Source organism: Streptomyces niveiscabiei (assembly GCF_001419795.1).
GTDB classification, from domain to species: Bacteria; Actinomycetota; Actinomycetes; order Streptomycetales; family Streptomycetaceae; genus Streptomyces; species Streptomyces niveiscabiei.
Map to the genome: position 1 here is coordinate 1 of NZ_LIRL01000185.1, position 20,732 is coordinate 20,732.

The following is a 20,732-nucleotide window of genomic DNA, read 5'->3' on the forward strand; positions in this document are numbered from 1 at the left end:
CCTCAGTGGCAGAGCCGCACCTCATGCTCCGCGTGCCCGCTCGGCTCCAGCTGGAACGTGCAGTGCTCGACATCGAAGTGGTGCCCCAGGCACCCCTGGAGGTCGTGCAGCAGCTTCTCGTGGCCGATCGCGTCGAGGGCGTCGGAGCGGACGACGATGTGCGCGGAGAGCACCGGCAGCCCCGAGGTGATCGTCCAGGCGTGCAGGTCGTGGACGTCCTCGACGCCGTCCAGGGCGAGGATGTGGTCGCGCACCTCGGTCATGTCGACGTCCTTCGGCGCGGACTCCAGCAGCACGTCCAGCGTCTCGCGCAGCAGCTTGACCGTCCGAGGGACGATCATCAGGCCGATCACCAGCGAGGCGACCGGGTCGGCGGCCTGCCAGCCCGTCGTCAGGATCACCGCGGCCGAGATCAGCACCGCGACCGAGCCGAGCGCGTCGGCGGCGACCTCCAGGAACGCGCCGCGCACGTTCAGGCTCTCCTTCTGGCCGCGCATCAGGAGCGTGAGCGAGATCATGTTCGCGACCAGGCCGATCGCGCCGAACACGACCATGAGGCCGCCCTCGGTCGGCGCCGGGGTGAAGAACCGCTGCACCGCCTCGTACAGCACGAACCCGCCGACGCCGAGCAGCAGCAGGCAGTTCGCGAGCGCCGCGAGGATCTCCGCGCGGGCGAGCCCGAACGTCCGGTGCGTACTCGCCGGCCGCCCCGCGAACCGGATCGCGAGCAGCGCCATCCCGAGCCCCACGGCGTCGGTCGCCATGTGGGCCGCGTCCGCGACCAGCGCGAGCGAGTCCGCGACGACCCCGCCGACGATCTCCACCACCATCACGCCCAAGGTGATCCCGAGCGCGATCCGCAGCCGCCCCTTGTACGCGGCGGCGGCCGTCCCGGTCGGCGGCGCATGGCTGTGACCGTGCCCGTGATCGTGTCCAGCCCCCATGAAGAATGCCCTCCCAGCGGTAGCCCGAGCCCACAGTGAACTACGGGTGGGGGGTATCCGGCAACGCGGCATTGAACACCGTTGTCATGTGCTCTGACCTGCGCAAATGAACCGCAGGTCAGAGCCGGGACGAGGGCTTCGCGGGCCCGTGGGCACAGAGGCTCGTGACGAAGGGATCACCGGCCGTCACCGCCCCGTCGGCACGGTTTGGCCGGAACCCCCTTGATCACCGATGATGATCTCGCCCGAGCCCGGTGTGTGCGGTCTTGAGCACGGTTGAACGGGCAGTGAACGTGAGCCTTCGGGTATCCGATAGCCTCTGCCGTCATATCGCCCGCCCGGAGTCGGGGGCCGGGCGCGGAACATTCGTCGTACGTGGCCGGGGCGCGCCGGCTCTCAGGGAGTGAGTTCGGTTGTCGACCGCCATCCTCACCGGCACTCCGGTCCCCGGATCGTCGATCGAGGCGGACTTGAGGTCCCTGGGGTTCGAGGTCAGGGCCGTGCGGGGCGCCGCCGAGGCGGAACGCGCGATCGCCGAGGCGCCGTGCGGGGAGCGCGTCGCGCTGGTGGACGCCCGGTTCGTGGGGCACGTGCACGCGCTGAGGCTGGCGCTGACCGACCCCCGGTTCCCCCTGTCCGCCGTACCCGGCGCCGTCGCGGCCCGCCCCGACGGCCGTACCGCCCTGGGGCGGGCGCTCGCGCGGGAGACCTCGGCGGGCGGCCGTACGGCGATAGCCGTCGGCAGCGTCGCCGACCGTGTCGTGGAGGCCCTGGACGCCGAGGGCGCGACCGTGCACCGCCCCGCGCTGGGCAGCCTCGTGGCCGCCGTCCCGCAGGACCCGCAGGCCCTGGACGAGGCGCGGCGGGCCGTCGCCGCCGTCGACGACGAGGCCGTACGCCTCAAGTCCTCCGTGAAGTCCGGCGACGGCTTCTTCACGACCTTCTTCATCAGCCCCTACTCCCGCCACCTCGCCCGCTGGTGCGCGCGGCGCGGACTGACCCCCAACCAGGTCACCACCGCCTCCCTGCTGACGGCCCTGATCGCGGCGGGCTGCGCGGCGACCGGCACGCGCGGGGGGTTCGTCGCTGCGGGCATCCTGCTGATCGTGTCGTTCGTCCTGGACTGCACGGACGGCCAGCTGGCCCGCTACGCCCTCAAGTACTCGACGCTCGGCGCCTGGCTGGACGCGACCTTCGACCGGGCCAAGGAGTACGTCTACTACGCGGGCCTCGCCCTCGGAGCGGCGCGCGGCGGCGACGACGTATGGCACCTCGCCCTGGCCGCGATGGTCCTCCAGAGCGTCCGTCACATGGTCGACTTCGCGTACCACGAGGCCGAGGACGACGTCGCGCCCCCCGCGACAGGACCCGTCAAGAAGGTCGGCCTGTCGGTGTGGGTACGCCGGATGATCATCCTGCCGATCGGTGAGCGGTGGGCGATGATCGCGGTCCTGACGGCCGTCGCAACCCCTCGCATCACCTTCTACGCCCTGCTGATCGGCTGCGCGTTCGCCGCCGCGTACACCACGGCCGGCCGCCTCGTCCGCTCGCTCCGCCGCCGCACCCCGAACACGGACCGCTCCGCGCGGGCGCTGGCCGACATGGCGGACAACGGCGCGCTCGTCGCGGCCCTGCACCCCCTCGGCCGCCGCATCGGCGTACGCGACCACGGCACGGTCTCCCGCGTCGGCACGGTCGTCGGCGTCACGGCCCTCCTGCTGCTCGCCGCCGCCCTCACGGGACACGGCAGCCGCTGGCCCCTGATCTTCGCCGCGCTCTACGTCCTCGGCTCCGCGACCGCCACCGCCCTGCCCCTCAAGGGCAGCCTGGACTGGCTGATCGTCCCCCTCTTCCGCACCGCCGAATACACCACCGTCCTGTTGCTCGCGGTCCACGCCGACGTGAACGGAGCGCTTCCGGCGGCTTTCGGGCTGGTGGGCGCCGTCGCCTACCATCACTACGACACGGTGTACCGCATCCGCGGTGGCGCCGGAGCGCCGCCGGCCTGGCTGGTGCGCGCCATCGGGGGGCAGGAAGGACGGACGCTGCTCGTCTGCGTCCTCGCCGCCCTGCTCGACGGGAAGCCGCTCGCGCTCACGGCGCTCGCCGTGGCCGTCGCCCTGCTGGGGCTCGTCGAGAGCATCCGCTTCTGGGTCGCCGCACACAAGGCCGGCGCCCCTGCCGTACACGACGAAGGAGAACTCGCATGATCGGCCTCGTGCTGGCGGCCGGCGCCGGCCGGAGACTGCGCCCCTACACCGACACCCTGCCCAAGGCGCTGGTGCCGGTGGACGGCGAGACGACCGTCCTCGACCTGACCCTCGGCAACTTCGCCGAGATCGGCCTCACCGAGGTCGCGATCATCGTCGGGTACCGCAAGGAGGCCGTGTACGAGCGCCAGGCGGCCCTGGAGGCCAAGTACGGCCTGAAGCTCACCCTCATCGACAACGACAAGGCCGAGGAGTGGAACAACGCCTACTCCCTGTGGTGCGGCCGTGACGCCCTCAAGGGCGGGGTGATCCTCGCCAACGGCGACACCGTCCACCCGGTCTCCGTCGAGAAGACGCTGCTCGCGGCGCGCGGCGACGGCAAGAAGATCATCCTCGCCCTCGACGCGGTGAAGTCCCTCGCCGACGAGGAGATGAAGGTCGTCGCCGACCCCGAGAAGGGCGTCAGCAAGATCACCAAGCTGATGGACCCGGCCGAGGCGACCGGCGAGTACATCGGCGTCACCCTCATCGAGGGCGCCGCCGCCGAGGACCTCGCCGACGCGCTCAAGACCGTGTGGGAGACCGACCCCCAGCAGTTCTACGAGCACGGCTACCAGGAGCTGGTCAACCGCGGCTTCCAGATCGACGTGGCGCCCATCGGTGACGTCAAGTGGGTCGAGATCGACAACCACGACGACCTGGCCAAGGGGCGGGAGATCGCATGCCAGTACTGACCCGGCTGATCCCGTCGCCGGTCGTCGTGGACATCCGCGCGGGTGCCCTCGACGACCTCGCCGGGGTCCTCGCCGACGAGCGCATCTCGCACTCGGGGAAGCTGGCGGTCGCCGTCAGCCCGGGGTCGGGCGCGCGCCTGAGGGAGCGGCTCCAGCCGAGCCTGCCGGGCGCGAGCTGGTACGAGGTCGGGGGCGGCACCCTCGACGACGCGATCAGCCTCGCCGGTGCCATAAAGGCCGGCCACTACGACGCGGTCGTCGGCCTCGGCGGCGGGAAGATCATCGACTGCGCGAAGTTCGCCGCCGCCCGGGTCGGGCTGCCGCTGGTCGCGGTCGCCACCAACCTGGCGCACGACGGCCTGTGTTCGCCGGTCGCGACCCTCGACAACGACGCGGGGCGCGGCTCGTACGGCGTACCGAACCCGATCGCGGTCGTCATCGACCTCGAACTCGTCCGTGAGGCGCCCGTCCGGTTCGTGCGGTCCGGGATCGGCGACGCGATCTCCAACATCTCGGCCGTCGCGGACTGGGAGCTGTCCAACCGGGTCAACGGCGAGAAGATCGACGGCCTCGCCGCCGCCATGGCCCGTCAGGCGGGCGAGGCGGTGCTGCGCCACCCCGGTGGCGTCGGCGACGACGGGTTCCTCCAGGTCCTCGCCGAGGCGCTGGTCCTCACCGGGATCGCGATGTCCGTCTCCGGCGACTCGCGGCCCTCCTCCGGCGCCTGCCACGAGATCAACCACGCCTTCGACCTGCTGTTCCCCAAGCGTGCCGCGGCGCACGGCGAGCAGTGCGGCCTCGGTGCCGCGTTCGCCATGTACCTGCGGGGCGCGCACGAGGAGTCCGCGTACATGGCGGAGGTCCTGCGCCGCCACGGCCTGCCGGTGCTGCCGGAGGAGATCGGCTTCAGCGTGGACGAGTTCGTCCGGGCCGTCGAGTTCGCCCCGCAGACCCGCCCCGGCCGCTACACGATCCTCGAACACCTCGACCTCACGACCGACCAGATCAAGGACGTCTACGCCGACTATGTCAAGGCCATCGGTAGCTGAACTCCGGCCGGTAGTCCACCCCGCAGGGGTCAAGGACCGCCGCAGCGGCGAGCACTGGATGGGCCGCCTCTACATGCGCGAGGTGTCCCTCAGGGTCGACCGCTACCTGGTCAACACCCGCGTCACGCCGAACCAGTTGACGTACCTGATGACGGTCTGCGGCGTCCTGGCCGCCCCCGCCCTCCTGGTGCCCGGCATCTGGGGTGCGGTCCTCGGCGTCGTCGCGGTGCAGCTGTACCTCCTGCTGGACTGCGTGGACGGCGAGATCGCGCGCTGGCGCAAGCAGTACTCACTGGCCGGCGTCTACCTGGACCGCGTCGGCGCCTACCTGACCGACGCGGCCGTCCTCGTCGGCCTCGGCCTGCGCGCCGCCGACGTGTTCGGCACCGGGCGCATCGACTGGCTGTGGGCGTTCCTCGGGACGCTCGCCGCGCTCGGCGCGATCCTGATCAAGGCCGAGACGGACCTGGTCGGGGTGGCCCGGCACCAGAACGGGATGGCGCCGGTCAAGGAGTCGGCGTCCGAGCCGCGCTCCTCCGGGATGGCGCTGGCCCGCAAGGCCGCCGCCGCGCTCAAGTTCCACCGGCTGATCCTCGGCATCGAGGCGTCCTTGCTGATCCTGGTCCTCGCGGTCGCCGACCACTACCACGGCGACCTGTTCTGGACCCGCCTGGGCACCGCCGTCCTCGCCGGGATCGCGCTCCTCCAGACGCTCCTGCACCTGGTGTCGGTGCTGGTCTCCAGCAGGCTGAAGTGACCTCCACCGAGGCCGGCACGAAGGTCGGCGCCGTCGTCATCACGATGGGCAACCGCCCCGAGGAACTGCGGGCGCTGCTCGACTCGGTCGCCAAGCAGGACGGCGACCCGGTCGAGGTGGTCGTGGTCGGCAACGGCTCGCCCGTCCCCGACGTACCCGAGGGCGTGCGCACGGTCGAGCTGCCGGAGAACCTCGGCATCCCGGGCGGGCGCAACGTCGGCATCGAGGCGTTCGGGCCGAGCGGGCGGGACGTCGACATACTGCTGTTCCTCGACGACGACGGCCTGCTGCCGGAGCACGACACCGCCGAGCTGTGCCGCAGGGCGTTCGCCGAGGACGCGCGGCTCGGGATCGTCAGCTTCCGCATCGCCGACCCCGAGACGGGGGTGACGCAGCGCCGGCACGTGCCGAGGCTGCGAGCCTCCGACCCGATGCGCTCCTCGCGGGTCACGACGTTCCTCGGCGGCGCCAACGCCGTGCGAACCCAGGTGTTCGCCGAGGTCGGCGGGTTGCCCGACGCGTTCTTCTACGCCCACGAGGAGACCGACCTCGCGTGGCGGGCGCTGGACGCCGGGTGGGGGATCGACTACCGGTCCGACATGGTGCTGTTCCACCCGACGACGGCGCCCTCGCGGCACGCGGTCTACCACCGCATGGTGGCCCGCAACCGCGTGTGGCTGGCCCGCCGCAACCTGCCCGCCGTCCTCGTCCCGGTCTACCTCGGGGTGTGGCTGGCGCTGACCCTGCTCCGCCGGCCCTCCCTGTCCGCGCTGAAGGCGTGGTTCGGCGGTTTCCGGGAAGGCTGGACCACCGACTGCGGCCCACGCCGGCCGATGCGGTGGCGTACGGTGTGGCGGCTGACCCGGCTGGGCCGTCCGCCGATCATCTGAAAAGCTCCTCCCCGGGCCCGGACGGCAGCCGGAGACCGGCGACCGGGCCGTAAGGCCACCCTCCCCGCCTCGTGCCAGGCCCGCCCAGGCCGCGCATCCCGAGACGAAAGTTTCCGCTTGTGAGTGAGAGAACCCATGAAGGCGGCGTCATGACGAGTGAGCCCCCGTCACCGGACGACGGGCTCACGCCCGAGCAGCTCGCCGCGAAGTACGGGCTGGCCGTCAGCGGGGCCCGCCCGTCCCTGCGCGCGTACGTCCGCCAGCTGTGGGGCCGGCGCCACTTCATCCTGGCCTTCTCCTCGGCCAAGCTGGCCGCCCAGTACAGCCAGGCCAAGCTGGGCCAGCTCTGGCAGGTGGCGACGCCGCTGCTGAACGCGGTCGTGTACTTCCTGATCTTCGGGCTGATCCTGAACGCCGGGAAGGGCATGCCGAAGGACGTCTACATCCCGTTCCTCGTCACGGGCATCTTCGTCTTCACCTTCACGCAGAGCTCGGTCATGTCGGGCGTGCGGGCGATCTCCGGCAACCTCGGCCTGGTGCGCGCGCTGCACTTCCCGCGCGCCTCCCTGCCGATCTCCTTCGCGCTCCAGCAGCTCCAGCAGCTGCTGTGGTCGATGCTGGTGCTGTTCCTGGTCGTGATGGCGTTCGGCAGCTACCCGGACCTGTCCTGGGCGTTGATCGTGCCGGTGCTGGCGCTCCAGTTCCTCTTCAACACCGGCCTCGCCCTGATCTTCGCCCGGGCCGGCGCCAAGACCCCCGACCTCGCGCAGCTCATGCCGTTCGTGCTGCGCACGTGGATGTACGCGTCCGGTGTCATGTTCTCCATCCCGGTCTACCTCGCCGAGCGTCCCGGCTGGGTCTCCACCGTGCTCCAGTGGAACCCGACGGCCGTCTACATGGACCTGATGCGTTTCGCCCTGATCGAGGACTACGGCTCGGCCAACCTGCCCGACCACGTCTGGATGGTCGCGGGCGGCTGGGCCGTCCTGTTCGCCGTCGGCGGCTTCGTGTACTTCTGGCAGGCGGAGGAGAGGTACGGCCGTGGCTGAGCAGAACCCCAGGGTGCCCACCGTCATCGCGCAGGACGTGCACATCGTGTACCGCGTCAACGGCGCCAAGGGCGGCAAGGGCAGCGCGACCGCCGCCCTCAGCCGGATCGTCAAGCGCCGCAAGGGCGGCGAGGAACGCGGCGTGCGCAAGGTCCACGCCGTACGGGGGGTGTCGTTCACCGCGTACCGGGGTGAGGCGATCGGGCTGATCGGCACCAACGGCTCGGGCAAGTCGACGCTGCTGCGGGCGATCGCCGGGCTGCTGCCGCCGGAGAGCGGCAGGGTGTACACCGACGGGCAGCCCTCGCTGCTCGGCGTCAACGCGGCCCTGATGAACGACCTGACCGGGGAGCGCAACGTCGTCCTCGGCGGGCTCGCCATGGGCATGTCCCGGGAGCAGGTCAAGGAGCGCTACCAGGAGATCGTCGACTTCTCGGGGATCAACGAGAAGGGCGACTTCATCTCGCTGCCGATGCGCACCTACTCCTCCGGGATGGCGGCGCGGCTGCGCTTCTCCATCGCCGCCGCCAAGGACCACGACGTCCTGATGATCGACGAGGCCCTCGCGACCGGCGACCGCAAGTTCCAGGTCCGCTCCGAGGAACGCATCCGGGAACTGCGCAAGCAGGCGGGCACGGTGTTCCTCGTCAGCCACAGCAACAAGTCGATCCGCGACACCTGCGACCGGGTTCTGTGGCTGGAGCGCGGCGAGCTGCGCATGGACGGTCCGACGGACGCGGTGATCAAGGAGTACGAGAAGTTCACGGGCAAATAGCCCGCCCGACACCGGGGCCCCGCCGGAACCTTCCGGCGGGGCCCCGCGTCTGCAAAAGAAATGTCAACTCGGCGGGGCGATAGGAATCTTGACGGCAATCGGTGTGTTGTTGTGATCTGCGGGAGACCCCGACGAACCACCGTTCGCTGTACAACGTAAGCTGTAGCGGTCTCGAATCGCGGCAAGTGGGGCGATAACGTGCGCGGACGACTTCAGTGGGGACACCGCCGCGCGGGGGTCCGGGCGGCGTGTCCGAAATAGTGCGTATTGGGTCGGCAGTGTAGAACGGGAGATGTGACGGCAATGGCTACGGATACTCCCAGCACCGACCGTGGCACCCTCGACAAGGCCGCCGACGAGAACTTCCCCGTCGCCCCCTTCTTCCTCCCCCGCGCCTGGCGTGACGACCTCATGGCGATCTACGGCTTCGCGCGCCTCGTCGACGACATCGGCGACGGCGACCTGAAACCCGAGGTGAAACGCACCCGCCTCGACGAGACCCGCGCCCTGCTCGCCCGCGTGCGCGAGGGCGACGTCGCCGAGGACGACACCGACCCCGTCGCGGTCGCCCTCACCCACGCCTCCCGCGTCTACCCCGTCCCGCTCGGCGGGCTCGACGAGCTGATCGACGGCGTCGAGATGGACCTGCGCGGCGAGACCTACGAGACCTGGGACGACCTCAAGACGTACTGCAAGTGCGTCGCCGGAGCCATCGGACGGCTCTCCATCGGCGTCTTCGGCACCCGCCCCGGCGCGCGCGGCGTCGAGCGGGCCCCCGAGTACGCCGACACCCTCGGCCTCGCCCTCCAGCTCACCAACATCCTGCGCGACGTCCGCGAGGACGCCGAGGGCGGCCGTACCTACCTGCCCGCCGACGACCTCGCCAAGTTCGGCTGCGCGGCCGGCTTCGCCTCCCCCGTGCCCCCGCCGGGCTCCGACTTCGCGGGCCTCGTCCACTTCGAGGTACGGCGCGCCCGCGCGCTGTTCGCCGAGGGCTACCGCCTGCTGCCGATGCTGGATAGGCGCAGCGGCGCCTGCGTGGCCGCGATGGCCGGGATCTACCGGCGCCTGCTCGACCGCATCGAACGCGATCCCGAGGCCGTCCTGCGCGGCCGGGTCTCCCTGCCCGGCCGGGAGAAGGCGTACGTCGCCGCGCGCGGCCTGTCCGGACTCGACGCCCGCACCGTCTCCCGCCAGACCGTCAGGAGGTCCTCTTGACGGACTCTTGGGCCCCGCTTGTCACCCCCGTCTCCCGGGCAACCCTCCGCGTCCGCCCGGCGTCACAGACGGCATGGGAGGGCGCACGATGACCGACGAGAACACCGGCCGCTCCGCCGTCGTCGTCGGCGGCGGCCTCGCCGGGGTCACCGCGGCGCTCGGCCTCGCGGACGCGGGCGTGCGGGTCACCCTCCTCGAAGGGCGGCCACGCCTCGGCGGGCTCGCGTTCTCCTTCCGGCGCGGCGAGTTGAGCGTCGACAACGGCCAGCACGTCTACCTGCGCTGCTGCACGGCCTACCGCTGGTTCCTGGAGCGCATCGGCGGCGCCGGACTCGCCCCGCTCCAGCCCCGGCTCGACGTACCGGTCGTCGACGTCGCCAGACCCGAGGGACGGCGGCTGGGCAGGCTCAGGCGTGACGCCCTGCCGGTGCCACTGCATCTCGGGCGCAGCCTCGCCACGTACCCGCATCTCTCGCTCGCCGAGCGCGCCAAGGTGGGCCGCGCCGCGCTCGCGCTGAAGGGGCTCGACCCCGCCGACCCGGCGCTGGACGAGCAGGACTTCGGCGGCTGGCTGGCCGCGCACGGCCAGTCCGCGCGGACCGTCGAGGCCCTGTGGGACCTGGTCGGGGTCGCCACCCTCAACGCGGTCGCGACAGACGCCTCGCTGGGGCTCGCCGCGATGGTGTTCAAGACCGGTCTGCTGTCCGACCCGGGCGCCGCCGACATCGGCTGGGCCCATGTCCCGCTGGGCGAACTGCACGACCGGCTGGCCCGCAAGGCGCTCGACTCCGCGGGCGTGAACATCGAGGTCCGAACACGCGTCACCTCCATCTCCCGGCAGGACAACGGCCGGTGGACCGTGGAAGTTCCCGGCCGCGCCCTCGAAACGGACGCGGTCGTTCTCGCCGTACCCCAGCGCGAGGCGTACGACCTCCTGCCGGCCGGGGCGCTCGACGCACCCGGGCGGCTCCTGGAGATCGGCACCGCGCCCATCCTGAACGTGCACGTGATCTACGACCGGCCGGTCATGAACGTGCCCTTCCTCGCCGCCCTCGGCACCCCCGTCCAGTGGGTCTTCGACCGCACCGACGCCTCCGGGCTCACCGGCGGCCAGTACCTGGCGCTGTCCCAGTCGGCCGCCCAGGACGAGATCGACGCGCCCGTGGCGGCGCTGCGCGAGCGCTACCTGCCGGAGCTGGAGAAGCTGCTGCCGAGGGCGCGCGGCGCCGCCGTACGCGACTTCTTCGTCACCCGCGAGAAGACCGCGACCTTCGCCCCCGCCCCCGGCGTCGGACGGCTGCGTCCCGGCGCCCGCACGAAAGCACCCGGCCTCTACCTGGCCGGCGCGTGGACCGCCACCGGGTGGCCCGCGACCATGGAGAGCGCGGTCCGCAGCGGTACGAACGCGGTGGATGCCGCGCTCGGCGCGCTCGGCCGCCCACGACCCTCCCGGCTCTTCGCATCAGAGGAGGCCGCCTGATGCTCCACCAGCACAGCACGGCAGGTTCCCGCACCTCCGGTACCGCGGCCCCCGATCACGCCGCGCACGCCGCGCACACCGCGACAAGAGGAGAAACTGTGCCCACTGTGCCCCCGGCCTCGCCGGCCGCCGCTCGAAGGACCGCGGTGGACGTGACCGCGCTCCTGGAGCGCGGACGCACCCTGGCCACCCCGGTGCTGCGGGCCGCCGCGAGCCGGCTCGCACCCCCCATGGACACGGTCGCGGCCTACCACTTCGGCTGGATCGACGCCCTGGGCAACCCCACCGAGGGCGACGGCGGCAAGGCCGTACGCCCCGCGCTCGCCGTGCTGTCCGCCGAGGTCACCGGCGCCGACCCGGCCGTCGGCGTACCCGGCGCGGTCGCCGTCGAGCTGGTGCACAACTTCTCGCTCCTGCACGACGACCTGATGGACGGCGACGAGCAGCGCCGCCACCGCGACACCGTCTGGAAGGTGCACGGCCCCGCCCAGGCGATCCTCGTCGGCGACGCCCTCTTCGCGCTCGCCTACGAGGTCCTCCTGGAGTCCGGCACCGCGGGCGCCGGCCGCGCCGCACGCCGGCTCACCGCCGCGACCCGCGCCCTCATCGACGGGCAGGCCCAGGACATCTCCTACGAGCACCGCGACCGCGTCAGCGTCGAGGAGTGCCTGGAGATGGAGGGCAACAAGACCGGCGCCCTCCTCGCCTGCGCCTCCTCCGTCGGGGCCGTCCTCGGCGGGGCGGGCGAGAAGGACGCCGACACCCTGGAGAAGTACGGCTACCACCTGGGCCTCGCCTTCCAGGCCGTCGACGACCTCCTCGGCATCTGGGGCGACCCGGACGCGACCGGCAAGCAGACCTGGTCCGACCTGCGCCAGCGCAAGAAGTCCCTGCCCGTCGTCGCCGCGCTCGCGGCCGGCGGCAGCGCCTCGGAGCGGCTCGGCGACCTGCTCGCCGCCGACGCGAAGAGCACCGACTTCGCGAACTTCTCCGAGGAGGAGTTCGCGGCCCGCGCCGCCCTCATCGAGGAGGCGGGCGGCCGGGAGTGGACGGCCGCGGAAGCGCGCCGCCAGCACACCATCGCCATCGAAGCCCTCGGCGACGTGGACATGCCCGAGCAGGTACGGGAGAAGTTCACGGCGCTCGCCGACTTCGTCGTCGTACGAAAGAGATGATCACTATCGGTCGAATAGCCCTCGCGTAGTCGCCGGCCGGTGCCGCGAGGAGAACGGAAGCACCGGCCGACGGCGGACCCACAGCAGCACGACTTCGCACGACTGCACTGATAGGGGAAGCCATGACAGCGACGACCGACGGAAGCACCGGGGCCCTGCCGCCCCGCGCTGCCGCGGCCAGCGACACCGACATCACGATCCCCGTGGCGGCCGGGGTACAAGAAGCCGCCGAGCGCGCGATGCGCCGCGCCACCGAGCACCTGCTCGCCCACCAGGACGCGCAGGGCTGGTGGAAGGGCGACCTGGAGACCAACGTCACCATGGACGCCGAGGACCTGCTCCTGCGGCAGTTCCTCGGCATCCGCGACGAGGAGACCACCCAGGCGTCCGCCCTCTTCGTCCGCGGCGAACAGCGCGAGGACGGCACCTGGGCCACCTTCTACGGCGGCCCTCCCGACCTCTCCGCCACGATCGAGGCGTACGTCGCCCTCCGGCTCGCCGGGGACGACCCCGAGGCCCCGCACATGGCGAAGGCGTCCGCCTGGATCCGCGACCGGGGCGGCATCGCCTCCGCCCGCGTCTTCACCCGGATCTGGCTCGCCCTGTTCGGCTGGTGGAAGTGGGAGGACCTGCCCGAACTCCCGCCGGAACTCATCTACTTCCCGCGCTGGTTCCCCCTGTCGATCTACAACTTCGGCTGCTGGGCCCGGCAGACCATCGTTCCGCTGACCGTGGTCTCCGCGAAGCGCCCGGTGCGTCCGGCGCCCTTCCCGCTGGACGAGCTGCACGCCGACCCCGCGCTGCCCAACCCGCCCAAACCCCTGGCCCCGCTGGCGAGTTGGGACGGGCTCTTCCAGCGGCTCGACAAGGTCGTGCGCGGCTACCGGCCGTTCGCGGTGCGCCGGCTCAGGCGGTCCGCGCTGAACTCCGCCGCCCGCTGGATCGTCGAGCGGCAGGAGAACGACGGCTGCTGGGGAGGCATCCAGCCGCCCGCGGTGTACTCCGTCATCGCCCTGTACCTGCTCGGCTACGACCTCGAACACCCCGTCATGCGCGCCGGGTTGGAGTCGCTGGACCGGTACGCCGTGTGGCGCGAGGACGGCGCCCGGATGATCGAGGCGTGCCAGTCGCCGGTGTGGGACACCTGCCTGGCCACCATCGCCCTCGCGGACGCCGGAGTGCCCGCCGATCACCCGCAGTTGGTGAAGGCCGCCGACTGGATGCTCGGCGAGCAGATCGTGCGGCCCGGCGACTGGTCCGTATCGCGGCCCCAACTGCCGCCGGGCGGCTGGGCGTTCGAGTTCCACAACGACAACTACCCCGACATCGACGACACCGCCGAGGTCGTCCTCGCGCTGCGCCGGGTCCGCCACCACGACCCGGAGCGGGTGGAGAAGGCGATCGCGCGCGGGGTGCGGTGGAACCTCGGGATGCAGTCCCGGGACGGCGGCTGGGGCGCCTTCGACGTCGACAACACCAGCCCCTTCCCCAACCGGCTGCCGTTCTGCGACTTCGGCGAGGTCATCGACCCGCCGTCCGCCGACGTCACCGCGCACGTCGTCGAGATGCTCGCGGTCGAGGGCCTCTCCCACGACCCGCGCACCCGGCGCGGCATCGCCTGGCTGCTCGCCGAACAGGAGCCGGACGGCTCGTGGTTCGGGCGCTGGGGCGTCAACTACGTGTACGGCACCGGGTCGGTGGTCCCCGCGCTCGTCGCCGCCGGGCTGCCCGCCCAGCACCCCGCGATCCGGCGCGCGGTGACCTGGCTGGAGCACGTCCAGAACGAGGACGGCGGCTGGGGCGAGGACCTGCGCTCCTACCAGGAGTCCACGAAGTGGGCGGGCAGCGGCGCGTCCACGGCCTCCCAGACCGGCTGGGCCCTGATGGCGCTCCTCGCGGCGGGCGAGCGCGACTCCCGGGCTGTCGAGCGGGGCATCGCCTGGCTCGCGCGGACCCAGCGGGAGGACGGCTCCTGGGACGAGCCGTACTTCACCGGCACCGGGTTCCCGTGGGACTTCTCGATCAACTACCACCTGTACCGGCAGGTGTTCCCGCTGACCGCGCTCGGGCGGTACGTCAACGGGGAGCCGGTGTTCGCCCGGACGCCGGACACGGTGCAGGGGGCCGAGAAGAGAGGGGCCGGCCAGGCGGTCTCCGCAGGTTCGTCCGACGTCAAGGCGAGCTGATGGGAGCCCCGTCCGGTCCGGCCCCGCTGCTGGTCGCCTGTGCGCTGGGCATCGAGCATGTCGCCCTGCGCCTGGGGGACCGCGGCGGGGCCGCCGGGCCCGTGACCGTGCTGCGCACCGGGATGGGGCCGCGGGCCGCCGAGCGGTCGGTCGGGCGGGTGCTCGCGGATCCGCTGCTTCAAGGGGCCGCCGTGCTCGCCACCGGGTTCTGCGCGGGCCTCGCACCCGGGATGCACCCCGGTGACCTGGTGGTCGCCGAGGAGACCCGGGACCCGCGCGGGAGCGTCCCGTGCGTGGACACCGAACTGCTGGTCAAGGAACTCGCCCGCACCCTGCCGGGGTGCACCGTCCACACGGGCCCCCTCGTGGGGTCCGACCACGTCGTCCGGGGCCCGGAGCGTTCCGCGCTCAGGGCCACCGGCGCGATCGCCGTGGACATGGAGTCCGCCGCGACGCTCCTGAGCGCCGTGCGCGCGGGCACACGCCCCGTTGCGGCCGTCCGGGTGGTCGTGGACGCTCCAGAACATGAACTCGTCCGGATCGGCACGCTGCGCGGTGGAATATCGGCTTTCCGCGTCCTTCGTTCCGTCCTGCCTTCTTTCTTCGAATGGCACCGTAATGTGCTGCTCCCTCGGAGGTGAGCCAGATGGCCATGCCGCTGCGTCAGTCCATCAAAGTCGCCACATACCTGGCCGAACAGAAGCTCCGTAAGCGGGACAAGTTCCCGCTGATCGTGGAGCTGGAACCCCTGTTCGCCTGCAACCTGAAGTGCGAGGGCTGCGGAAAGATCCAGCACCCGGCCGGTGTCCTCAAACAGCGCATGCCCGTCGCGCAGGCCGTCGGCGCGGTCCTGGAGTCGGGCGCGCCGATGGTGTCCATCGCGGGCGGCGAGCCCCTGATGCACCCTCAGATCGACGAGATCGTGCGCCAGTTGGTGGCCCGGAAGAAGTACGTCTTCCTCTGCACCAACGCCCTGCTGCTGCGCAAGAAGATCGACAAGTTCACGCCGTCGCCGTACTTCGCGTTCACCGTGCACATCGACGGCCTGCGCGAGCGGCACGACGAGTCGGTCGCGAAGGAGGGCGTGTTCGACGAGGCCGTGGAGGCGATCAAGGAGGCCAAGCGGCGCGGCTTCCGCGTCACCACCAACTCGACGTTCTTCAACACCGACACCCCGCAGACCATCATCGAGGTCCTCAACTACCTCAACGACGACCTCAAGGTCGACGAGATGATGATCTCCCCGGCCTACGCCTACGAGAAGGCCCCCGACCAGGACCACTTCCTCGGCGTCGAGCAGACCCACGAACTGTTCCGCAAGGCGTTCTCCGGCGGCAGCCGGCGCCGCTGGCGGCTCAACCACTCCCCGCTCTTCCTGGACTTCCTGGAGGGCAAGGTCGACTTCCCGTGCACGGCGTGGGCGATCCCCAACTACTCCCTGTTCGGCTGGCAGCGCCCCTGCTACCTGATGGCCGACGGCTACGTCCCGACGTACCGCGAACTCATCGAGAAGACCGACTGGGACAAGTACGGCCGCGGCAAGGACCCCCGCTGCGACAACTGCATGGCCCACTGCGGCTACGAACCGACCGCCGTCCTCGCCACCATGGGCTCGCTGAAGGAGTCGCTGCGGGCCATGCGCGAGACCGTCGCCGGGAACCGCGAGTGACCTCCGTCCCCCTGGGCGTCCCCGAGGTACCGGCCCGTCCGATCGCCGCGCGACGTGTCTCGCGGCGGATCGACGTCGGGCCGGTACCGGTCGGGGGCGGGGCCCCTGTGTCGGTGCAGTCGATGACGACGACGCGTACGTCGGACATCGGCGCGACGCTCCAGCAGATCGCCGAGCTCACCGCGTCCGGCTGCCAGATCGTCCGCGTCGCGTGTCCCACGCAGGACGACGCGGACGCGCTCGCCACCATCGCGCGCAAGTCGCAGATCCCGGTGATCGCGGACATCCACTTCCAGCCGAAGTACGTGTTCGCCGCGATCGAGGCCGGGTGCGCGGCCGTCCGGGTCAACCCCGGCAACATCAAGCAGTTCGACGACAAGGTCCGGGAGATCGCGCGGGCCGCCCGCGATCACGGGACGCCGGTCCGGATCGGGGTCAACGCCGGGTCCCTGGACCGGAGGCTGCTCCAGAAGTACGGGAAGGCGACGCCGGAGGCGCTCGTCGAGTCGGCGTTGTGGGAGGCGTCGCTGTTCGAGGAGCACGGCTTCCGGGACATCAAGATCTCCGTCAAGCACAACGACCCCGTCGTGATGGTCGAGGCGTACCGGCAGTTGGCCGCGCAGTGCGACTATCCCCTGCATCTGGGGGTCACCGAGGCCGGGCCCGCGTTCCAGGGGACCGTCAAGTCGGCCGTCGCGTTCGGGGCGTTGCTCTCCCAGGGCATCGGTGACACCATCCGGGTCTCGCTGTCCGCGCCGCCCGCCGAGGAGGTCAAGGTCGGCATCCAGATCCTGGAGTCGCTGAACCTGCGGCAGCGGCGGCTGGAGATCGTGTCCTGCCCGTCCTGCGGGCGCGCCCAGGTCGACGTGTACCGGCTCGCCGACGAGGTCATGGCCGGCCTCGACGGCATGGAGGTGCCGCTCAGGGTCGCCGTCATGGGGTGCGTGGTCAACGGGCCCGGCGAGGCGCGCGAGGCCGACCTCGGGGTCGCCTCCGGGAACGGCAAGGGGCAGATCTTCGTGAAGGGCGAGGTCGTCAGGACCGTCCCCGAGTCGAAGATCGTCGAGACCCTGATCGAGGAGGCGATGAAGATCGCCGCACAGCTGGAGAAGGACGGCGTCGAAGCAGGGGAGCCCGCCGTCACCGTGAGTTGAACCACCGTACAGAAGGGGGACCGAGCGTGACCATTCTGGAGAGTGTCCGACAACCGCGCGACCTGAAAGCGCTGACCGAGCCTCAACTGCGGCTGCTGGCCGAGGAGATCAGGGAGTTCCTGGTCCACGCGGTGGCCAGGACCGGCGGCCACCTCGGCCCCAACCTGGGGGTGGTCGAGCTGACGATCGCCCTGCACCGGGTCTTCGCCTCGCCCGTCGACCGCATCCTGTGGGACACCGGCCACCAGGCGTACGTCCACAAGCTTCTGACGGGTCGTCAGGACTTCTCGAAGCTGCGCGGCAAGGGCGGCCTGTCCGGCTACCCCTCCCGCGAGGAGTCCGAGCACGACGTCATCGAGAACAGCCACGCCTCCACCGCCCTCGGCTGGGCCGACGGCCTCGCCAAGGCGCGGGACGTACAAGGGGAGAAGGGCCACGTCGTGGCCGTCATCGGGGACGGCGCACTGACCGGCGGCATGGCCTGGGAGGCGCTCAACAACATCGCCGCCGCCAAGAACCGCCCCCTGATCATCGTCGTCAACGACAACGAACGCTCCTACGCGCCCACCATCGGCGGCCTCGCCAACCACCTCGCCACCCTGCGCACCACCGACTCCTACGAGCGCGTCCTCGCCTGGGGCAAGGACGTCCTCCAGCGCACGCCTGTCGTCGGACGGACCGTGTACGAGGCGCTGCACGGCGCGAAGAAGGGCTTCAAGGACGCGTTCGCGCCGCAGGGGCTCTTCGAGGACCTCGGCCTGAAATACGTCGGCCCCATCGACGGGCACGACATCAAGGCCGTCGAGTCCGCGCTGCGCCGCGCGAAACGCTTCCACGGTCCCGTCCTGGTCCACTGCCTCACCGAGAAGGGGCGCGGGTACGAGCCCGCCCTCGCGCACGAGGAGGACCACTTCCACACCGTCGGCGTCATGGACCCGGAGACCTGCGAGCCCCTCGCGCCCTCGGGCGGGCCCTCCTGGACGTCGGTGTTCGGGGAGGAGATGGTCAGGATCGGGGAGGAGCGGGACGACGTCGTGGCGATCACGGCGGCCATGCTGCACCCCGTGGGGCTCGCCGGGTTCGCGGAGCGGTTCCCCGACCGCGTGTGGGACGTCGGTATCGCCGAGCAGCACGCGGCCGTCAGCGCGGCGGGGCTCGCCACCGGGGGGCTGCACCCCGTCGTCGCCGTCTACGCGACCTTCCTCAACCGGGCCTTCGACCAGCTCCTCATGGACGTCGCCCTGCACCGCTGCGGGGTGACGTTCGTCCTCGACCGGGCCGGGGTGACCGGGGTCGACGGGGCGTCCCACAACGGGATGTGGGACATGTCGATCCTCCAGGTGGTGCCGGGGCTGCGGATCGCCGCGCCGCGTGACGCCGACCAACTCCGGGTGCAGCTGCGGGAGTCGGTGGCCGTCGACGACGCGCCCACGCTGATCCGGTTCCCGAAGGAGTCGGTGGGGCCCTCGGTTCCGGCGCTCGAACGGGTCGGGGACATGGACGTGTTGCGGGCGGGGGCGGACGTACTCCTCGTCGCCGTCGGGGTGATGGCGCCGGTGTGTCTCCAGGCCGCCGAGCTGCTGGCCGCGCGGGGGATCGCGTGCACGGTCGTCGATCCCCGGTGGGTCAAGCCTGTCGACCCCGAGCTGCCGGGGCTCGCCGCGCGGCACCGGCTCGTCGCCGTGGTGGAGGACAACTCGCGGTCGGGCGGGGTGGGTTCGGCGGTGGCGCTGGCCCTGGGGGATGCCGAAGTGGACGTTCCTGTACGGCGGTTCGGGATTCCGGAGCAGTTCCTCGCGCACGCGAAGCGGGGGGAGGTGCTGGCGGACATCGGGCTGACGCCGGTGGAGATCGCGGGGCGCATCGGGGCGAGCCTCGCGGTGCGGGAGGCCGAGGACGTCGTGGAGCGGGCGGACCTCGCGGGTCGGGGGGATCTTGTCGGGAGGGGCGACGCAGTCAACGACACCGACGGGCAGCCCGGCGGCGCAGTCAAGGAGAAGGAATGAGCACGGAGTTCGACCTCGGCGCCCTCCTCGCCGCGCGCGGCGCGGAGCGCTACGAGCTGCACGGCAAGTACCTCAACCCCCAACTGCCGCGCATGCTGCACACCATCGGCTTCGACAAGGTCTACGACCGTGCCGAGGGCGCCCACTTCTGGGACGCCGACGGCAACGACCACCTGGACATGCTCGCCGGGTTCGGAGTCATGGCCCTCGGCCGCCACCACCCCGTCGTCCGCAAGGCCCTGCACGACGTCCTCGACCTCGGCCTCGCCGACCTCACGCGCTTCGACTGCCAGCCCCTGCCCGGACTGCTCGCGGAACGGCTCCTCGCGCACAGCCCGCACCTGGACCGCGTGTTCTTCGGCAACAGCGGCACCGAGGCGGTCGAGACGGCGCTGAAGTTCGCGCGGTACGCGACCGGGAAGCCGCGCGTCCTGTACTGCGAGCACGCCTTCCACGGCCTCACCACCGGCGCCCTCTCGGTCAACGGCGAGGACGGCTTCCGCGACGGGTTCGCGCCGCTGCTGCCCGACACGGCCGTACCGCTCGGCGATCTCGACGCGCTGGCACGGGAGTTGAGGAAGGGCGACGTCGCCGCGCTGATCGTCGAACCGATCCAGGGCAAGGGCGTGCACGAGGCGCCGCCCGGGTATCTGCGGGGCGCGCAGGAGCTGTTGCGCCGCCACAAGGCGCTGCTCATCGCCGACGAGGTGCAGACCGGGCTCGGGCGGACCGGGGACTTCTACGCCTACCAGCACGAGGACGGGGTCGAGCCGGACCTCGTCTGCGTCGCCAAGGCGCTGTCCGGCGGGTACGTGCCCGTGGGGGCGACGCTCGGGAAGGACTGGATCTTCAAGAAGGTCTACTCGTCGATGGACCGCGTCCTCGTGCACTCCGCGAGCTTCGGGTCCAACGCGCAGGCCATGGCCGTCGGGCTCGCCGTGCTCAGCGTGATGGAGAACGAGCAGACCGTCGCCCACGTCCGGCGGGTCGGGGAACTGCTGAAGTCGCGGCTCGCGGCGCTGGTCGGGAAGTACGAGCTGCTCGCCGACGTGCGCGGGCGCGGGCTGATGATCGGCATCGAGTTCGGGAAGCCGTCCTCGCTGAAGCTGCGCAGCCGCTGGGCGATGCTCCAGGCCGCCCGCAAGGGGCTGTTCGCGCAGATGGTCGTCGTCCCGCTGCTCCAGCGCCACCGCATCCTCACGCAGGTGTCCGGGGACCATCTGGAGGTCATCAAGCTGATCCCGCCGCTCGTCGTCGACGAGGCGGACATCGAGCGGTTCGTGGACGCGTTCACCGAGGTGATGGACGACGCGCACAGCGGGGGCGGGCTGATGTGGGACTTCGGGAAGACGCTGATCAAGCAGGCGGTGGCGAACCGGTAGCCGGGCTTTTTGCCTGTGGGGCAAGAAATTTGCCCCACAGGCAAGCTCGCGGCT

Annotated in this window: 17 protein-coding genes; 16 read left to right on the forward strand and 1 reads right to left on the reverse strand. The window is 71.4% G+C overall.

Annotated features, from left to right (window positions below):
- Nucleotides 1–2: 2 nt before the first annotated feature.
- Nucleotides 3–944: a cation diffusion facilitator family transporter gene (locus AOK24_RS10190; RefSeq protein WP_055719736.1), complete on the reverse strand. Its 942-nt coding sequence runs from the start codon at nt 942–944 to the stop codon at nt 3–5.
- A gap of 413 nt (nt 945–1,357) precedes the next feature.
- Here AOK24_RS10190 and AOK24_RS10195 point away from each other — a divergent pair, with 413 nt between their 5' ends.
- The 16 genes from AOK24_RS10195 to AOK24_RS10270 all read left to right on the forward strand — a co-directional run bounded on the left by AOK24_RS10195 (nt 1,358) and on the right by AOK24_RS10270 (nt 20,678).
- On the forward strand, nt 1,358–3,154 hold the full coding sequence (locus tag AOK24_RS10195) for a DUF5941 domain-containing protein (RefSeq protein WP_055719737.1): 1,797 nt from the start codon (nt 1,358–1,360) through the stop codon (nt 3,152–3,154).
- Entirely contained in the window at nt 3,151–3,888 is a 738-nt protein-coding gene (locus tag AOK24_RS10200; RefSeq protein ID WP_055719738.1) for a phosphocholine cytidylyltransferase family protein, read from the forward strand. Before AOK24_RS10195 ends, AOK24_RS10200 begins: the two co-directional genes overlap by 4 nt.
- On the forward strand, nt 3,876–4,937 hold the full coding sequence (locus tag AOK24_RS10205) for an iron-containing alcohol dehydrogenase family protein (RefSeq protein WP_055719739.1): 1,062 nt from the start codon (nt 3,876–3,878) through the stop codon (nt 4,935–4,937). Before AOK24_RS10200 ends, AOK24_RS10205 begins: the two co-directional genes overlap by 13 nt.
- Nucleotides 4,915–5,694: a CDP-alcohol phosphatidyltransferase family protein gene (locus AOK24_RS10210; protein WP_079056751.1), complete on the forward strand. Its 780-nt coding sequence runs from the start codon at nt 4,915–4,917 to the stop codon at nt 5,692–5,694. The genes AOK24_RS10205 and AOK24_RS10210 overlap by 23 nt, the downstream gene beginning before the upstream one ends.
- Nucleotides 5,695–5,738: 44 nt before the next feature.
- Complete coding sequence (locus AOK24_RS10215; protein ID WP_055719760.1) at nt 5,739–6,584, forward strand: glycosyltransferase family 2 protein; 846 nt, start codon at nt 5,739–5,741, stop codon at nt 6,582–6,584.
- A 119-nt stretch (nt 6,585–6,703) separates the two neighbouring features.
- Nucleotides 6,704–7,633, forward strand: a complete 930-nt coding sequence (locus AOK24_RS10220; protein WP_055719741.1) for an ABC transporter permease — start codon at nt 6,704–6,706, stop codon at nt 7,631–7,633.
- Complete coding sequence (locus AOK24_RS10225; RefSeq protein ID WP_055719742.1) at nt 7,626–8,408, forward strand: ABC transporter ATP-binding protein; 783 nt, start codon at nt 7,626–7,628, stop codon at nt 8,406–8,408. The genes AOK24_RS10220 and AOK24_RS10225 overlap by 8 nt, the downstream gene beginning before the upstream one ends.
- A gap of 303 nt (nt 8,409–8,711) precedes the next feature.
- On the forward strand, nt 8,712–9,626 hold the full coding sequence (hpnD, locus tag AOK24_RS10230) for a presqualene diphosphate synthase HpnD (protein ID WP_079056748.1): 915 nt from the start codon (nt 8,712–8,714) through the stop codon (nt 9,624–9,626).
- 88 nt (nt 9,627–9,714) lie between these two features.
- The gene (hpnE, locus tag AOK24_RS10235) at nt 9,715–11,106 is read left to right on the forward strand and encodes a hydroxysqualene dehydroxylase HpnE (RefSeq protein ID WP_055719743.1); all 1,392 of its coding nucleotides are present in this window, start codon (nt 9,715–9,717) and stop codon (nt 11,104–11,106) included.
- Between the two features lie 107 nt (nt 11,107–11,213).
- Nucleotides 11,214–12,281 (forward strand): polyprenyl synthetase family protein, encoded by a 1,068-nt coding sequence (locus AOK24_RS10240; RefSeq protein ID WP_079056749.1) that lies wholly within the window; start codon nt 11,214–11,216, stop codon nt 12,279–12,281.
- A 122-nt stretch (nt 12,282–12,403) separates the two neighbouring features.
- Entirely contained in the window at nt 12,404–14,467 is a 2,064-nt protein-coding gene (gene shc / locus AOK24_RS10245; protein WP_055719745.1) for a squalene--hopene cyclase, read from the forward strand.
- Entirely contained in the window at nt 14,467–15,108 is a 642-nt protein-coding gene (locus tag AOK24_RS10250; RefSeq protein ID WP_055719746.1) for a phosphorylase family protein, read from the forward strand. The genes shc and AOK24_RS10250 overlap by 1 nt, the downstream gene beginning before the upstream one ends.
- Nucleotides 15,109–15,113: 5 nt before the next feature.
- Complete coding sequence (hpnH, locus tag AOK24_RS10255) at nt 15,114–16,136, forward strand: adenosyl-hopene transferase HpnH (protein WP_055719747.1); 1,023 nt, start codon at nt 15,114–15,116, stop codon at nt 16,134–16,136.
- Entirely contained in the window at nt 16,133–17,290 is a 1,158-nt protein-coding gene (gene ispG, locus AOK24_RS10260; protein ID WP_055719748.1) for a flavodoxin-dependent (E)-4-hydroxy-3-methylbut-2-enyl-diphosphate synthase, read from the forward strand. The genes hpnH and ispG overlap by 4 nt, the downstream gene beginning before the upstream one ends.
- Nucleotides 17,291–17,316: 26 nt before the next feature.
- Nucleotides 17,317–19,296 carry a 1-deoxy-D-xylulose-5-phosphate synthase gene (gene dxs / locus AOK24_RS10265; RefSeq protein WP_079056750.1) on the forward strand — a complete coding sequence of 660 codons (1,980 nt, stop codon included), beginning with the start codon at nt 17,317–17,319 and terminating at the stop codon, nt 19,294–19,296.
- Nucleotides 19,293–20,678: an aspartate aminotransferase family protein gene (locus AOK24_RS10270; RefSeq protein WP_055719749.1), complete on the forward strand. Its 1,386-nt coding sequence runs from the start codon at nt 19,293–19,295 to the stop codon at nt 20,676–20,678. The genes dxs and AOK24_RS10270 overlap by 4 nt, the downstream gene beginning before the upstream one ends.
- Nucleotides 20,679–20,732 lie beyond the last annotated feature (54 nt).

Coding starts and splice junctions, on each gene's coding strand:
- hpnH (WP_055719747.1), top strand. CDS start 15,114: ATGGCCATGCCGCTGCGTCAGTCCATCAAAGTCGCCACATACCTGGCC.
- AOK24_RS10250 (WP_055719746.1), top strand. CDS start 14,467: ATGGGAGCCCCGTCCGGTCCGGCCCCGCTGCTGGTCGCCTGTGCGCTG.
- hpnE (WP_055719743.1), top strand. CDS start 9,715: ATGACCGACGAGAACACCGGCCGCTCCGCCGTCGTCGTCGGCGGCGGC.
- shc (WP_055719745.1), top strand. CDS start 12,404: ATGACAGCGACGACCGACGGAAGCACCGGGGCCCTGCCGCCCCGCGCT.
- hpnD (WP_079056748.1), top strand. CDS start 8,712: ATGGCTACGGATACTCCCAGCACCGACCGTGGCACCCTCGACAAGGCC.
- AOK24_RS10200 (WP_055719738.1), top strand. CDS start 3,151: ATGATCGGCCTCGTGCTGGCGGCCGGCGCCGGCCGGAGACTGCGCCCC.
- AOK24_RS10270 (WP_055719749.1), top strand. CDS start 19,293: ATGAGCACGGAGTTCGACCTCGGCGCCCTCCTCGCCGCGCGCGGCGCG.
- AOK24_RS10205 (WP_055719739.1), top strand. CDS start 3,876: ATGCCAGTACTGACCCGGCTGATCCCGTCGCCGGTCGTCGTGGACATC.
- AOK24_RS10190 (WP_055719736.1), bottom strand. CDS start 944: ATGGGGGCTGGACACGATCACGGGCACGGTCACAGCCATGCGCCGCCG.
- AOK24_RS10215 (WP_055719760.1), top strand. CDS start 5,739: ATGGGCAACCGCCCCGAGGAACTGCGGGCGCTGCTCGACTCGGTCGCC.
- AOK24_RS10210 (WP_079056751.1), top strand. CDS start 4,915: ATGTCAAGGCCATCGGTAGCTGAACTCCGGCCGGTAGTCCACCCCGCA.